At 40.4% G+C, this 15,547-nt stretch carries 12 protein-coding genes and 1 pseudogene; 7 read left to right on the top strand and 6 right to left on the bottom strand.

The window, feature by feature from the left end:
- Positions 1-12 precede the first annotated feature (12 nt).
- Positions 13-600, top strand: coding sequence for a Uma2 family endonuclease (locus NMK36_RS13635; protein ID WP_254173960.1), 588 nt, complete (start codon positions 13-15; stop codon positions 598-600).
- Between the two features lie 65 nt (positions 601-665).
- Here NMK36_RS13635 and NMK36_RS13630 read toward each other — a convergent pair whose 3' ends face one another.
- Positions 666-3,749: a calcium-binding protein gene (locus tag NMK36_RS13630; RefSeq protein WP_254173959.1), complete on the bottom strand. Its 3,084-nt coding sequence runs from the start codon at positions 3,747-3,749 to the stop codon at positions 666-668.
- Between the two features lie 222 nt (positions 3,750-3,971).
- Positions 3,972-5,153: pseudogene (locus tag NMK36_RS13625) on the bottom strand (ISAzo13 family transposase).
- A 419-nt stretch (positions 5,154-5,572) separates the two neighbouring features.
- Between NMK36_RS13625 and NMK36_RS13620 the strand changes: the two are divergent.
- Positions 5,573-6,898 (top strand): IS4 family transposase, encoded by a 1,326-nt coding sequence (locus NMK36_RS13620; protein WP_254173354.1) that lies wholly within the window; start codon positions 5,573-5,575, stop codon positions 6,896-6,898.
- Positions 6,899-7,167: 269 nt separating this feature from the next.
- Here NMK36_RS13620 and gnd read toward each other — a convergent pair whose 3' ends face one another.
- Entirely contained in the window at positions 7,168-8,589 is a 1,422-nt protein-coding gene (gene gnd / locus NMK36_RS13615) for a decarboxylating NADP(+)-dependent phosphogluconate dehydrogenase (protein ID WP_072720564.1), read from the bottom strand.
- Positions 8,590-8,736: 147 nt separating this feature from the next.
- On the opposite strand from gnd, the gene NMK36_RS13610 reads away from it, so the two are divergent.
- From NMK36_RS13610 to NMK36_RS13595, 4 genes are all read left to right on the top strand, one after another.
- Entirely contained in the window at positions 8,737-9,957 is a 1,221-nt protein-coding gene (locus NMK36_RS13610) for an RNA-guided endonuclease TnpB family protein (RefSeq protein WP_072720563.1), read from the top strand.
- Positions 9,958-10,066: 109 nt separating this feature from the next.
- A complete protein-coding gene (locus NMK36_RS13605) occupies positions 10,067-10,492 on the top strand; it encodes a hypothetical protein (RefSeq protein WP_072721144.1) in 426 nt (141 codons plus the stop codon).
- A 57-nt stretch (positions 10,493-10,549) separates the two neighbouring features.
- Entirely contained in the window at positions 10,550-11,119 is a 570-nt protein-coding gene (locus NMK36_RS13600) for a Uma2 family endonuclease (RefSeq protein WP_072720562.1), read from the top strand.
- A gap of 129 nt (positions 11,120-11,248) precedes the next feature.
- Positions 11,249-12,988, top strand: a complete 1,740-nt coding sequence (locus tag NMK36_RS13595; protein ID WP_072720561.1) for a potassium channel family protein — start codon at positions 11,249-11,251, stop codon at positions 12,986-12,988.
- Between the two features lie 63 nt (positions 12,989-13,051).
- Here NMK36_RS13595 and rpsU read toward each other — a convergent pair whose 3' ends face one another.
- The 3 genes from rpsU to lipB form a co-directional block, all read right to left on the bottom strand.
- Positions 13,052-13,267, bottom strand: coding sequence for a 30S ribosomal protein S21 (gene rpsU / locus NMK36_RS13590; protein WP_072720560.1), 216 nt, complete (start codon positions 13,265-13,267; stop codon positions 13,052-13,054).
- A gap of 136 nt (positions 13,268-13,403) precedes the next feature.
- Positions 13,404-13,715, bottom strand: coding sequence for an RNA recognition motif domain-containing protein (locus NMK36_RS13585; protein ID WP_072720559.1), 312 nt, complete (start codon positions 13,713-13,715; stop codon positions 13,404-13,406).
- 188 nt (positions 13,716-13,903) lie between these two features.
- On the bottom strand, positions 13,904-14,578 hold the full coding sequence (gene lipB, locus NMK36_RS13580; protein ID WP_254173958.1) for a lipoyl(octanoyl) transferase LipB: 675 nt from the start codon (positions 14,576-14,578) through the stop codon (positions 13,904-13,906).
- Positions 14,579-14,843: 265 nt separating this feature from the next.
- On the opposite strand from lipB, the gene hpf reads away from it, so the two are divergent.
- Entirely contained in the window at positions 14,844-15,491 is a 648-nt protein-coding gene (gene hpf, locus NMK36_RS13575; protein ID WP_072720557.1) for a ribosome hibernation-promoting factor, HPF/YfiA family, read from the top strand.
- Positions 15,492-15,547 lie beyond the last annotated feature (56 nt).

Genomic DNA, 15,547 nt, shown 5'->3' with positions numbered 1-15,547 from the left:
CCGTAAAATCAGATGACTCTCACAACCCAACGCTTTACCTTAGAAGAGTATCTTAACTACGATGACGGCACAGATAGTCTCTATGAATTAGTCAACGGAGAATTAGTTTCTATGGCTTTAGGAACTGGACAACATGGTGAAATTGTCGATTTTATTAATACACAATTTCGCACCGAGATTGCTAGAATAGGACGAGATTGGGTATCTAAACAAATGGCGATCGGTGTTCAATCTCCTCGTGGCGATCGCTGGGATACAGTTCGCATTCCTGATGTTGTAATTATTCCTAAAGAACAGTGGCGGAATTTGCAAAACCGCGAGGCTGTTATTCGTTTAAATGAAGCACCCCCGCTTTTAGTCGTAGAAGTTGTTAGCACTTCAACGAAAAGTGTTGACTATCGGGCTAAACGGGCTGAATATTCTGTTTTAAATATTCCTGAATATTGGATCGTTGATCCATTACAAGCTAAAATTACTGTTTTTACGCTTTCTGAAGGCTGGTATGACGAAGTTGTTTTTACAGAAAGCGATCGCCTCATTTCTCCGACTTTTACTGAACTAAATCTAACGGTTAATCAAATTCTATTCAGTGAAATTTAAGGGCGTAAGCCCTTTAGAGATTTGAGGCGTAAACGCTTTACTACGAATTGTTCCAATCAGCAGAATTAGATTGTAAAGTGACTACCATTTAAACTAGAAGAATTAACGCCGATTAATGTTGCTAATATTTCTCCATTATTGGCTAACTGAATTAAGGTAGAATTATTTTGTGTTGTCAAAGTTAATTGTTCAAAGGTTAATCCTCCAACTAAATTAATTAGATCTTCGTTGATATTAAAGTCAAGAATGATATCGTTTCCAGTGCCAATTGCGATCGTAAATTGGTCATTTCCACTTCCTCCGATTAATGTATCTTCTCCTTGATCTCCACTGAGGAAATCATTACCCATTCCGCCCATTAAACTATCATTGTTTTGACCCCCATAAAGACTATCATTGCCTTCGCATCCTTCTAACGTATCAGATTCTAAATTTCCAAATAATAAATCATTATCCTCATTACCCCACAAAAAGTCATCATTTTTTCCGCCATAAATTGTATCATTACCTAAATTTCCCTGAAGTTGATCGTTACCTTGATTTCCAAATAAAATATCGTTTCCTAATCCTCCACTGAGAGAGTCATTATCCGTTTCACCAAATAAGGTGTCATCTCCCTCATCCCCAAATATTAAATCATTTCCACTTCCCCCTAATAAATTATCATTTTCAGTTCCCCCACTCAAATAATCATCCCCGTTATCTCCCCAAAGGTGATCTTCTCCTTCCATTCCAAAGAGAAAATCTGAATCTTCGTTACCATACAGAAAATCTGAACCTGTATCACCATTAATAAAATCGGTTCCCTGACCCCCAAAAATAGTATCATTTCCAATTTTTCCGTCTAAATTATCATTTCCTTCCATCCCCAATAAAATGTCGTCTCCATTTCCTCCATCAATTGCTTCATTCACATCAGTTCCTATCAAATAATCGTTATTTTCGGTTCCATTGAAGTAATTTTGAATAACATTTTTTTGACGACTGGTTTCTACATCCACAGGGGGAAAGGGTTTAGAAGAACAGTCATCTGGTGATGGTGTGGGAGTGGGTACAGGAGTCGGTGATGGTGTTGGAGTCGGTGATGGGGTGGGAGTTGGTGCAGGGGTCGGTGATGGTGTTGGAGTCGGTGATGGTGATGGTGTGGGAGTGGGAGTTGGTGATGGGGTCGGTGTTGGTGTTGGTGATGGAGTTGGCGATGGTGATGGGGTCGGTGATGGAGTTGGTGATGGAGTTGGTGATGGTGTGGGAGTTGGTGATGGAGTCGGTGATGGTGATGGTGTGGGAGTGGGAGTTGGTGATGGAGTTGGTGATGGTGTTGGTGATGGTGATGGGGTCGGTGTTGGTGATGGTGTTGATGTTGGCGATGGTGTTGGTGTTGGTGTTGGCGATGGTGTTGGCGATGGTGTTGGCGATGGTGTTGGCGATGGTGTTGATGTTGGCGATGGTGTTGGTGTTGGTGTTGGCGATGGTGTTGGAGTCGGTGATGGTGTTGGAGTCGGTGTTGGAGTCGGTGATGGTGTTGGAGTCGGTGATGGTGTTGGAGTCGGTGATGGTGTTGGTGATGGTGTGGGAGTTGGTGATGGCGTAACAGTGAACTCGTAAGCACCACTATCAATAATCACTGTTCCATTTTGATCGCCATCAACAGGACGAGGTTGATTTTGTTGATCAGTTGTTAATGAATTATTGACTCCGGTATCAATAGCAGGACTACCAATTAATAAAGGATAAATATAAGTTCCGTTGACATTTTGGAGGGTTCCTAATTGAGGATCAACTTTGACAATATTTGTTGTCGCGTTATAATTATCTCCCGTTTGATTAGGATTTCCTGGCCATTGAATATTTCCGCCTAAATCGCTAAAAGTTCGATTAGTATGTTGTAAAATATTCCATGAATTCCCCCCATTATTGGCAGTATTATTATAGAAAATTGTATTTTGAACAGTCACCGTTTCATCTGATGCTGCGGAAACTCCACCACCTGCCCATCCTGCATAATTATCGGCAATAGTAGTATTAACAATATTAGTGGGGCCATAAAGAGCCATTGCCCCACCATTACCTTGATCTGTTGTTGCTTCTGCCCGATTTCCTGAAAAGGTACTATTAGTAATTGTTGTAGGAGCATCCATCATCCAAATGCCTCCACCTTGACTGGCTGCGGTATTATTTATAAAAGCTGTATTGTTAACTGTAAATCCCTGGTTTAATCCATTACTAATTTGAACAACAGCCCCCCCATTACCATTATTTCCGCCATTAGGAAGGGGTAAAATTTGGTTATTGATAAATAGATTGGAGTCAAAAATAACGTTATCTTGGGTTCCGGTAAATAGGTAAGCCGCGCCTCCTTCTCCTCGACCCATATTGCCTTCAAAACGGCTATTAACAATCCGAATCGTTCCTGATGGTTCATTCGTAGAACTAGCGCGATCTGTGTAAACAGCCCCTCCAAATCCTCTTAAAAAGGGGTTATTTTCACCCGTTGCATAAACAGCAGCAGTAGTTTTATTATTTAAAAAGGTAGAGTTTTCAATGGTTAATTTTCCATTTAAACTATTAATAGCTGCTCCATTAATTCCTTCATTTTCACTAAATTTGCTGTTGGTAACAATAATATTTCTAGGCCCCCAAAAGGCGATCGCTCCTGCACCTCGTTCATCATTACCTACGATCGCTTTATTTCGATTAAATTCACTGTTATTAACGGTTAAATTACCTTCAAAGGCACTAAAAATTGCTCCACCGCCTTTGTCGGCGATATTATCATTGAATTTGACATTATCTATGGTTAAAATTCCTTGATGAGTTGTAGAAACTCCACCGCCTCGTTCTGGAGTATAGCCATTATTAATCGTTAGATTTTGAAGTGTTAAACTGGTGGGTGTAACCGATGTTGAATTGAGATAAAAAACCGTAAATTGGTTATTTCCACTAATGATTAAATTAGGATTATCAATCCCATCAATAATTAAATTTCTACCCACAGGAATATCTAATTTTCCTGTAGTTAGGGTAATAGTATTTCCTCCGAGGAGAGTCGGATTAAATTTAATCATATCACCAGACTGAGCTTGATTAATCGCGTCTCGTAATGAGCCTGCTCCCGAATCTTGATTATTAATAACGAACCGTTCAGCCATGCTTAATTTTCCTTTATGATAGAGAAATTAATGTTTGAAATTGTATTAATTTCTTCTCTATTGCTCCAAGCCATCAGGAAAAACTCTTATCTTTTTTTATTGCTATACTAGAGAGTCTATTTGTCGTGAAAAATCGCAGTATTTATTAAATATTTATTGCATATTTATTTGGGAAAAATTAAAGATACAATTTTGCTAAGGAATGAAAAATCAATAAATGGATTAATGAGTGAGTTGAGGTACGGCTCGATAGTTCCATTTGGGTAAATATTCATCAAAAACAATTTTCAGAGTTTTTTTGAAATGATCAGTTACCTTCCGACCCGTTTGATAGACCTGATCAACGACATTAACAACGACAGATAGCCCTGTATTAGTACGAGTTTTTTCCATGAGAGTTTTGACCAAACCAAGACTGGTAAAAATCACTCCTTGACAAGCTCGAGTTAGATGAGGAAAAAGTCGATGTTCAATGGGATTATATTTAGATGTATAGGGAGGGTAATGAGCAATTCTGATCTCAATTCCAATTTCATCCACTAACTTTTGTAAATCTTGTTTAAAAATATAATGATTAGCATTATTACTGCCACCCCCATCACACTTAGCTAAAATCGAATTGGCATGAGGATAGAGAGCTTTTCCATAATGATTCTACCAATGTTTAAGAGCATTACAAGCAAATTCACTGGTATCTTTACTGTTACCTAATGTTACATATCCTCGGTTTTTTTGAGTATCGTAAATGCCATGGGGAATGACTTTTCCATGACCTAAGCTCCAAAAATCATGATCCCAAGTAGTAACAGGCTCAGTTGTATACAGAGTACCTGGACGATATAAATTCCCTAAAACTTCTTTCTTTTTAGTGTCAAAACTAATAATAGGATTACCGGCTTCTCTATACAGGGTATCGAGTCTAGCAATATTTTCAAATTGAGCATTTCGGTCTTTATTAATTCCTGTAGTTTGCTTTTTTTGTGCTTTTCGCTTGACATACCCATGCTTTTTTAAGAGTTTCTTTACGGTGGGAGGACTGATATTAAATCCGGCTTCCTTAAGTCCCAAAGCAATTTCTTTGTGGGTTAAATTAGTCCATTTAATTGACTCGTTCATAGGATCTCCGGCTGTGCGGGACTTTAACACTTCTAAAAAGGCTTCATCTATTCCAATTTGGGTGGAAAAAATACTTTTTCTTCCTCCTCCTTTTTTTCTAATTCTTACATCATTAATAGTCTGTTCATCCAGTTCTTTTAACTCTTTTATTCCTCGGACGATTGTGTTTCGAGTACAACCCAACAGTTTGATGATATAACTAATTCCTCCCCATCCCAGTTTTTGAGCCTCTATCGCTGCATATCTTCTTTTATCCTTTTCTGATAAAGAGTTATAAAACTTTTTCATTTCTTCCTCAATTGAACTAGAATAAAACATAGGTTTTAAGTTAAGTTGTGTAGTTTAATCGAAAAATCCGTTGCCCGGTTCTCTCAATTTTTGTAAAATCTGCCATCAGTGCCTATACTTCATTATACCTGAAGCCCATCAAGTTATTACTTTTTCATTCCTAAGAAATTAGTCGTATAGCAAGTCTAAATGGATTGTACAATCCTAATCATCAGTATTATTAATCCTCAAAACTGGACAAAAATCCCAGTAGGGGCGAGGCGCGCCCATTGGTGTCAACTTAAGGAAAGGCGATCGCAACGACTAATGGGAGTTGAAGAGGGCGATGAGTAGTCGCCCTGGCAACGTGGCAACTGTAGGTGTTAGTTTAAAGGGGCGATCGCCAAGGTCAGTGTTAGTGGAAGGGGGAAAGAAATCAGATGAGTAAAACAACAGGGAGAATTTTGAGAAATGCGGATTTAAGGCATCAAAGTCAAATGGCAGGGCCACCATTAGAAGTGCTAGAAAAAGAACTGTATAGACTACTAACACCCGAAAATTTTAAACCGTTAAAGGAAAGCCGAGGAATTCAGGAAAAAAAACTGCGTTCGCGAGTATTAAATTTACCAGTGATGATGGCAGTAGTTATTGGCTTAGTCTATAGAAGAATAGCTGGATTGCGAGAACTGTTAAGAATCCTAACGGAAGAAGGAATGCTGTGGATAGAACCGATGCAAGTGAGTGTGGAAGCGTTATCAAAAAGATTAAGAACGCTACCAGCGAGTTTATTTGTAGAAATCTTTGAACAGGTGATAGAGAAATTAAAAAGCGAAGAAAATCTGAAGGGAGTGCCGGAAAAATGGCAAGGGATCTCAGAAAAGTTTACAGGAATTTGGATAGCAGATGGTTCGACACTGGAAGAAATATTTAAAAAGTTAAAAGTGCTGAGAAAGGGTAACACAGTGTTAGGGGGAAAGATGATGGTGATTGTAGAAGCCTGGACATATAGACCGGTGAAAATGTGGTATACAGAAGAATCAAAAGCTAACGATAAAATCTTTACTGACCAACTGTTAGAACAACTTCCCCAAGGGGGATTAATGATTTTTGACTTAGGTTTTTTTAAGTTTGGGTGGTTTGATGAATTTACAGAACAAAAAAAATTTTTTGTAACCCGATTAAGAGAAAAAACAGCCTATCAAGTCAAAAAAACATTAAGCCAAGGGTTATACTATCAAGATGAAATTATCCAGATGGGATTGTACCGTTCTAACCGATGTCATCAGCCTGTACGATTAGTCTCAGTCTTATGGGGAAAAACTTGGTATCGCTATTTAACCAATGTCTTAGATCCAGAGGAATTATCGGCTCAACAAGTTTGTGAGTTGTACCGAAATCGCTGGCAAATTGAACAAGCCTTTTTATTAACGAAGAGATTATTAGGATTAGCCTATCTCTGGGTGGGAGATAGCAACGGAATCCAAATTCAAATTTTATCAACCTGGATATTTTATGCCGTCTTAAATCAGTTGTGTACTGATGTCGCTATGGCTTTAGGTCAACCGAAAGAACGAATTTCTACAGAAATGGTATTTCGCGCTTTATATCATTTTTCTCGAGCTAGTTTACGGGGAGAAACTTCTGATGTTATTAGCTATTTAACCTCACATCAGAAGTTATTTGGCTTGGTCAAATCCACTCGAAAACGACATCGAGAAATCGATGCTCTTACACAGCAGGTTTGGGGCGATCGCTCCTTAAGTTGACGCCAATGGGCGCGCCTCGCCCCTACGATGAATTGAATTTTAAGACATTTATATAACTGATTTAGACTTGCTATATTAATGGAAACAAATTGACGATTTTTTTATTAGTCATCAACTCAATCAATTAAACTTTGATTTGTCCGGCTACTTACTGCGCCTTGCGTCCTAACCATCTTGGCGGTTGCTATCAATAAATTTCCATACAAAAAGTCCCCCTAAAATAATGGGGGACTTCGGCAAATCTCAACCCAACTTAAAAATAAGTTGAATTAATCCTTTGTCCATTCTGTGTGGAAGAATTCACCTCTGGGTTTATCAATGCGTTCATAGGTATGAGCGCCAAAATAATCCCGTTGAGCTTGGGTTAAATTCAGGGGTAAAGTAGCCCGTCGATAACTATCAAAATAGTCTAAGGACGCACTAAAAGCCGGAACTGGAATTCCAAATTGATTCGCGAGAACTAACACTTCCCGCCAAGCTTCTTGACGATCTAAAATTGTCTGTTTAAATTCCGGTGCTAATAACAAATTCGGTAAGTTGGGATTTTCGCCAAAGGCTGTTTTAATTTTATTCAAAAATCCAGCCCGAATAATACAACCTCCTTTCCAAATTCTCGCCATTTCACCGAGATCTAAATTGTACCCAAACTCCTTAGAAGCAGCGCTTAATAACGCCATTCCTTGAGCATAGGAACAGATTTTAGAACAATACAACGCATCCCGAATTTTATTCACTAAATTGGCAATATCTCCTTGATATTCACCCGTTGGCCCCGGTAATTCCACAGAGGCGGCGACCCGTTCATCTTTATAGGAAGAAATAATCCGACTATTGACCGCAGCGATAATGGTTGGAATAGAAACTCCTAACTCTAACGCACTCATTACCGTCCAACGTCCGGTGCCTTTTTGTCCAGCAGCATCGACAATTAAATCAACTAACGGTAAACCCGTTTCAGGATCAATTTTTTTGAAAATATCCGCCGTAATTTCAATTAAAAAAGAATTGAGTTCGTCGGTGGTATTCCATTCTGCAAAGACTTCATGAAGTTGAGCCGCATTCAACCCCGCTACATTTTTCAGCAAATCATAAGCCTCTGCAATTAACTGCATATCGCCATATTCAATACCGTTATGCACCATTTTAACGTAGTGACCCGCGCCACCTGGCCCAATAAAGGTGACACAGGGGCCATCATCCACCTGGGCGGCAATTTTCGTTAAAATCGGTTCTAATTCTTTATAAGATGCTTCCGTCCCTCCCGGCATTAAACTTGGCCCCCAGAGGGCACCTTCTTCGCCACCACTAACTCCCATCCCCACAAACCCTAAACCTGTGGCTTCTAGTTCCTTTGTGCGGCGTTCAGTGTCTTCATAGAGGGAGTTACCCCCATCAATAATCATGTCATCTTGATCCAGCAACGGTTTAAGCTGATCAATGACTGCATCAACGGGTTTCCCGGCTTTCACCATCACCAAAATGCGGCGCGGACGTTCTAAAGATTGGACAAATTCTTCCAGGGTATAAGCAGCTTTGACGTTTTTTCCCTGAGCCCGTTGCTGCATGAACTCATCGGTTTTAGCACCCGTGCGGTTATAAACTGCGATCGGAAACCCATTGCGCTCGACGTTCAACGCCAGGTTTTCACCCATGACGGCTAGACCAATTACACCAAATTTTTGCAGTGTCATAGATTTCTATTGACTGTAATATTGTGGGTTACTAAGTGCAGTAATCTTCTTACAATAACCGTATTCTACATCCCACGCTTGAAAGACGTGGGATGTAGAATACCCGCCTTTAGGCGGAGTGAAAAACCCTATGTTATCATGATTAACATGAATAAGATAACTCGGACGATTAAATTAAAATTCGTGAATCTCAACCGTTGTAAAGCTCAAATGTTTGAGCAAATGACGGAAGAAAACACACGGATTGCTAATAAGCTGTTGTCATGGCCGATTAAAGAGCGACGTCAGATGACAACAGCTAAAATCATGTCCGAGTTAAAATCTGCCCTGGTGAATCAAGTCATTCGGCATACCACATCACCCACAGGTCGTCAAACCAAACAATATAAAGTTCTTCCGGTAGAAGTTAACAATCAAAACTGGAAATTAAGCCAAAAAGGGAGTACCTATTCAATTAGTTTCCCAACCCTCAAAGGTGAAAAAAGAATCCCCATTGAAGTTGCATCTCCTCATTGGCAACCTGTTTTAGATGGATTGCTAAGGGGAACAATTCAAGGGGGTTCTTTTAAATTAATTAAACATCGAAATAAGTGGTATGCCTATCTGTCAATTACTGAGGATGTTCCAGAAGTTGAGACAGAGAAAAGATTAGGGTGTGACCGAGGACAGAACAATTTAGCGGTAGTTGCACCTCAACAGGGTTTCGGTAAGTTCTTTAAAGGTCACAGCGTTAAACATCGAAGACGCTATTTTCAGCAAAGAAGACAGCAACTTCAAGAAGCTAAGAAATTTCGAGCTTTAAAGAAATGGAACAAAAAAGAGCGTCGATGGATGGATGCAATTAACCATACCATTAGTTGCCGGATTGTTCGTTTTGCTGAATCCCATAATGCTGATGTTGTTATTGAGGATTTAGAAGGATGTCGAAATACGATGAAGCAGAGTAAGAAATCTCGTTCTGATTCCGGTGAATCTCGACATAATTGGTCTTATTATTCTTTGGAACAAAAACTTAATTATAAGTTAGCTCTGAAGGGATTAAAATTAATTAAAAGACCTGCACCTTATACTTCTAAATCTTGTTCAACTTGTGGTGTTATTGGTAAAAGAAATCGACAGGATTTTAATTGCCCTAATGGTCACTACCATAATTCTGATTTGAATGCTTCACGAAACCTATCTCAATGGGACGGTTTCTGTTGTCAGTTAGACCTACAGAGAGATGCTTCTGTAATGGATTCATCCGGTTTAACTGATGGGGTGTTTGGCACACCCCCGAACTCGATGAATACGGTCAAACAAGAAGAGTACATTCAATTGTCTTTGTTTGACTGGGCTAGATACGAGAATCCCACCCTAAGCGCGTAGCGTAGGGGTGGGAGTGTCAACTTAGCGTTGATTTTACTGAGTGTATAATCTAAGTCAGGTTTTTTTAAAGATTCGGTATATAAAATTTTAGTCTTGTTTGATGGAAGCGATGGAAGAACTACAGTATCTCGCAACTTGGGTTAAGGAACAACACGCCCAAGAATATATCCTGACTTGGTTATTAACTCAACCGGGTGTTTGGTGGTCGAATGGGGAAGTTTACCAAGCCATTTTACAAAAATCGGGGAAACGATTAAAAGAATTTGTCAAGAAAAGCAAACAAGGGGATTTATTTCAAGGGATTGCTGATAAAATTGTCAGTGATGAAAGTTGGGATCAAATTGCCGAAAGTTTAGCTCGATTAATGGCAATTTATCAAGAAGAATTAGTAAAATTACAAGATCAAGGACGGTTACAACCCACCTCTCGCTTATCCGTGAAAGCACCTTCGACTCCCTCAAAATCTTGGTCTAATGTGGATGTTCAACAACAACCTTTACCTGATCCTAATACTGATGCGTTAACAGGACTTTAAACGCTTAATTTTTGTTAGAATCAAAGTTAACAAAAAATTCAATAGGAGCTTGTGATCATGTCTCTAATGACGATAAAAGACTTAGAGCAAGTCCAAAAAAGCCTCTCAGAAGCTGGTTTAGATTATCAGTTAGAATTAGTAGAGGGAAAAATTGAGATTATGGGGCCATCAGATATTGTTTCTAGTGAAATTGGAGTGATTTTCAGCCGTTTACTAGGTAACTGGGTTTATCCCCGTCGTTTAGGTCGTGTCTTTGACTCTGCTGGCGGTTTTATTCTTCCTGATACTAATCTTAAAGCCCCTGATGTTGCTTTTGTGCGGGCTTCTCGTCTCAGACAAAGTGTGCGCTATTTTGCTGAATTAGTGCCGGATTTAGTGGTAGAAATTAAATCTCAAAGCGATCGCATTAATCTGATCAAAAAGAAAATCAAGAAATTCTTAGAATTAGGATCACAAGTTGCGATTTTGATCGATCCTGATTTGTTAACGGTTACGGTTTATCGTTCTACAGAAGAACCGATTGTACTGGGAAATGAGGATATTTTAACAATTTCTGAATTGTTTCCAGGTTGGGAATTACCCATTGCTGAATTATGGCCGCCTGTTTTTAGCGAAGATGAAGATTAAAATTGCTTTTCTTGCTTGAGTTCGTGTTGTTAGATACAGTCTGAGAGTGACAATACCGTTAATAATTTCGGGTGATAGCTAAACTTTGAGAACGTTGGCGTGAGATCGTCTTTATGAATGGCAATACCTATGAAACCTCGAATCATCGTTTGTAGCTTAGGTCGCACCGGATATCAGATTTTTAGACTCTTGAAACAACAAGGGGCGATTGTGGTGGGAATGAGCGACCGACCGATTCCCCAAGAAGGGTCTGATGTGATTGTGGGAAATTTACGATCCGCCTCCACTTTATTAGCGGCTGGGGTGAAAACGGCTCATGCTTTAATTTTAGCGGGAAATGATGAAGCGATCAATTTAGCAATTTTAATGCAGGCGCGAATTTTAAATCCTCAAATTCGGATTATTAATCGTTTATTTAATACTAATTTGGGAACCCGCCTGAATCAAACCTTACCCGATCACAGTACGATGAGTGTTTCGGCTTTAGCCGCCCCTGTATTCGCCTTTGCGGCTTTGGGAAATCAAGCCATTGGACAACTGGAATTATTTAATCAAATTTGGCCGATTCATGAAGAGTTAATTGATCAAAATCATCCTTGGTTGGGAAAAAGTTTGAGGGATTTATGGGCTGAACCTAATCGAATGTTAATTTATTATTTACCTTTTAAAGATCAAATTGATTTAGTTTCTGGGGTAATGGCTGATCAACAACTGCAAGTGGGCGATCGCTTAATTGTTGCTCTCAAACCCCAAACTCGTCAAACTCAAAAAGATTTAGGATATCGACTTTTAAAATTCAAACGCGGTCTACAAAAATTTAAACAATATGCCAAGTCTGCTCTGATTGTGAGCTTGATTTTATGTCTGACCATATTAGGTGCGACTTTAACTTATATTTTCGCCGATCCCAGTTATTCTTTTGTAGATTCTCTGTATTTTTCTGTGGGAATGATTACTGGAGCCGGGGGGAATGAACAAGTGGTTGAACATTCCCCGGAGGCGATTAAACTGTTTACCGTTGTGATGATGTTAATCGGGACTGGAGTAGTTGGAATTAGTTATGCGTTATTGAATGATTTTATTTTAGGCACTCGGTTAAAAGATTATGTGAACGCCACACGGGTTCCTGAACGCAATCATTATATTATTTGTGGCTTAGGAGAATTGGGATTAAATATTGCTCAACATTTATATCAACGCGGGTATGAAGTCGTTGTGATTGAACGTGATCCCAACAGTCGATTTATGAGCACCGCCAAAGGGTTAAAAATTCCGGTTTTTGAAGGAGATGCGAGTTTAGCCAATACCCTCAAAAGCGTGAATGTTGAAGCCGCAGAAGCGTTACTGGCTGTTACTAATGATGATACGGGAAACTTAGAAATTGCCTTGAGTGCGAGGGGATTAGCACCGCATTTACGAGTGATTACCCGTACCCATGATTCCCATTTTGCCTTAATGGTTCAACAAGTTTTTGATTTTGAAGCGGTCTTAAATACAACAGAAATTGCGGCTCCAGCCTTTGCGGCGGCGGCATTAGGCGGACGGATTTTAGGAAGTGGAATCACCGCCGATAGTCTTTGGGTGGCGTTAGGAACCTTGATTACTCCCAATCATCCGTTTTCTGGAAAACGAGTCCAAGAGGTAGCCCGAAAAGTAGATTTTGTTCCTTTATATATTGAAACCGCTTATCAAACGATTCACAGTTGGGAACTGTTGAACTTTTTGCTACAACCGGGGGATATTTTATATCTAACCATGCCAGCGAACCACATTGAACACCTATGGCATTCTCTCCCCCCAGAACGAACTTCCTGGGAGGATAATCGTGTCCTCAGCCCAGAACCCAGCATCGGGCCAGGAAAAAACTAAAGCGTCAGGGAGGAAGTCGGGACAGCAAACCAAATCGGCTCACTGTATCGTCCGTTTTTCCCTTTAGGAGTCACTATTTTGAAATTGTTGTCTACGGTTACGAAGGCGACGACGTTCTTTATGGCGAGCTACCTCTTTCCGCTTGCGTTTTTGTCCGGGGGTTTCAAAATGACGATTTTTTTTCAGATCGGCAAAAATGCCAGCTTGTGAAACTTTCCGCTTAAAGCGACGTAGGGCGGACTCTAATTGTTCTGTTTCACCGAGAACGACTTGGCTCATTCCATATTCTCCCACTTGAATAATTGATTGGGTTGGACAAGCTGCCCTAAGGTCACCGACAGCATCGGGACAGGGTTGAAATTCCCTGTCCGGTCAGAAGAAGACTTCAGAGCAGGTTAATCAGAATTAAAACTGTTTACTGACGACCACCGCGATAGTTAGAATTACCGCCGCCGCCCCAGCCTCCTCTGGAGGGTTTGCGTTCTTCACGAGGACGGGCTTTATTCACTTTCAGGACGCGATCCATCCATTCAGCACCATCTAACTCTTCGATGGCTTTGGCTTCTTGAGCATCTGTTTCCATTTCCACGAAGCCGAAACCCCGTTTGCGTTGAGTTTCCCGATCAATGGGAAGCTGAACTTGCTTAACATTACCGTACTCAGCAAAGACTTCTGTGAGATCTTGTTCTGTGACGCTATAGGAAAGATTACCAACGTAAATAGTCATTACTTACCTCTTAAAATCGAGTGGTGTGCAGAGATTGGAATTCGGAGGTAAGCGAGTAGGACTTACACTAAACAGAAAAATTTTTCCTGATTCCAGCATAAACTGGGCTACCGATACCTAATCCAGCTTAAATTATAGCATGATTTTCGACCCTGACCAGTCAACTTGAAGGAATCTGTCAACCTCAACTAAATTATTCCCGTAGGAATCAACTCGACTTGAGGCGGAATCAACTCTACTTCAAAGATCTGAGCAAAGGTTTTAGCAATTTGGGGGCGTATTTGTTCGATTGTAATACCGGGAATAAATTGGGCTAAACTCCCGACGGGTCGATGGGCAATACCACAGGGAACAATCGCTTCAAACCCTTGCATATCAGGGCATACATTCAAGGCAAAACCGTGCATGGTAATCCAGCGACTGACTTTAATGCCAACGGCGGCAACCTTCACTTCCCCGATCCAAACCCCCGTTAAACCGGGAATTCGTTCTCCCGGAAGTTCATAAAATCTTAACACTTGGATTAACACTTCTTCTAACTGCCGTAAATACCAGTGTAAATCGGGGGTATGGCGTTTTAGGTTTAAAATCGGATACCCGACCAACTGCCCTGGACAATGATAGGTGACTTCGCCCCCGCGTTCTACCCGATGCAGTTCAACAGGACTCTTGAGCGGATCAAACTTGAGAAATTGCAGATCAGCCCCCTGCCCCAAAGTATAGACGGGGGGATGTTCCAACAGCATCAACACATCATCAAGAGCCGGGTTGAGCTTTCGGTCTTCAATCAAAGAGTGTTGCCAGTTCCAAGCCACCGTATAGGGAACCGATCCGAAGTAATAAATTTGACAAGGGGGACGCACAGTAACCGTAAAAAAAACCAGTGAACTATAGTATAGATTAACCCATTTCTGCTAATATAATAAGTAAGAATACTTAAAACACAGCTAAGGAGAAAGGAAAACCCCTACAAGAAATTCCGAAAAAAATCAAGCACTTTTTGACAAAACTTAACTTAAAAAAGTCAAGTTTTGTCACAGGATCAAAAAGATTTTAAACGGGTGAAGTTTGGTATCGGGTTAGTGTTAAGGTGAGATTATGCCCATATTATGAGCGGGAGGGAGCTTTATGAAGCTTGTTATCCAGGGTAAAAATTTGGAAGTTACGACTGCAATTCACGAATATGTACATCAAAAGATTACAAAAGCTGTCAGTCATTTTGAACAATTGACGACGGAAGTTGATGTACATTTGTCAGTTGCTCGGAACCCTCGGATAAATCCAAAACAAACCGCAGAAGTGACAATTTATGCCAACGGAACTGTGATTCGCGCTCAGGAAAGTAGTGAAAATCTTTACGCGAGCATTGATCTAGTCGCTGACAAAATTGCTCGCCAACTGCGGAAGTACAAAGAAAGACGCCAGGATAAAACCCACAATCTACCCAAAACGGGTGAAGTGGTTAACGAACATCCAGTTGTTGAAGACTTGGTTGGAAATCGTTCTCCTGAATTGCCCCAAGAGGTGGTTCGCACAAAATATTTTGCGATGCCTCCAATGACGATTAATGAAGCTTTAGAACAGCTTCAATTGATTGATCATGATTTCTATATGTTCCGCAATGCCGAGACTGAAGAAATTAATGTGATCTACAAGCGCTCTCATCACGGTGGTTATGGTGTAATTCAACCCCGCCAAGGAGAAGGAGTCAGCAACGGTAAATCCGTTCAGGGCAATACTGAGGTTTTAAGTTCACCCAAAGCGACTAAAGTTTAGGTGGGTTGGGGGTTTGAGTGACCACCAAACCCCCGATAAACGGTTTAGAGATGAAT

It is taken from the genome of Planktothrix pseudagardhii, assembly GCF_904830925.1.
Classification (GTDB): domain Bacteria; phylum Cyanobacteriota; class Cyanobacteriia; order Cyanobacteriales; family Microcoleaceae; genus Planktothrix; species Planktothrix tepida.
Note: the sequence above shows the minus strand (reverse complement) of the source record. Positions and strands in the feature narration are given on the sequence as shown.

What these genes read in the sequence shown, in the direction of transcription:
- NMK36_RS13635 (WP_254173960.1), top strand. Translation starts at nt 13, where the DNA reads ATGACTCTCACAACCCAACGCTTTACCTTAGAAGAGTATCTTAACTAC.
- NMK36_RS13630 (WP_254173959.1), bottom strand. Translation starts at nt 3,749, where the DNA reads ATGGCTGAACGGTTCGTTATTAATAATCAAGATTCGGGAGCAGGCTCA.
- NMK36_RS13620 (WP_254173354.1), top strand. Translation starts at nt 5,573, where the DNA reads ATGAGTAAAACAACAGGGAGAATTTTGAGAAATGCGGATTTAAGGCAT.
- gnd (WP_072720564.1), bottom strand. Translation starts at nt 8,589, where the DNA reads ATGACACTGCAAAAATTTGGTGTAATTGGTCTAGCCGTCATGGGTGAA.
- NMK36_RS13610 (WP_072720563.1), top strand. Translation starts at nt 8,737, where the DNA reads ATGAATAAGATAACTCGGACGATTAAATTAAAATTCGTGAATCTCAAC.
- NMK36_RS13605 (WP_072721144.1), top strand. Translation starts at nt 10,067, where the DNA reads ATGGAAGAACTACAGTATCTCGCAACTTGGGTTAAGGAACAACACGCC.
- NMK36_RS13600 (WP_072720562.1), top strand. Translation starts at nt 10,550, where the DNA reads ATGTCTCTAATGACGATAAAAGACTTAGAGCAAGTCCAAAAAAGCCTC.
- NMK36_RS13595 (WP_072720561.1), top strand. Translation starts at nt 11,249, where the DNA reads ATGAAACCTCGAATCATCGTTTGTAGCTTAGGTCGCACCGGATATCAG.
- rpsU (WP_072720560.1), bottom strand. Translation starts at nt 13,267, where the DNA reads ATGAGCCAAGTCGTTCTCGGTGAAACAGAACAATTAGAGTCCGCCCTA.
- NMK36_RS13585 (WP_072720559.1), bottom strand. Translation starts at nt 13,715, where the DNA reads ATGACTATTTACGTTGGTAATCTTTCCTATAGCGTCACAGAACAAGAT.
- hpf (WP_072720557.1), top strand. Translation starts at nt 14,844, where the DNA reads ATGAAGCTTGTTATCCAGGGTAAAAATTTGGAAGTTACGACTGCAATT.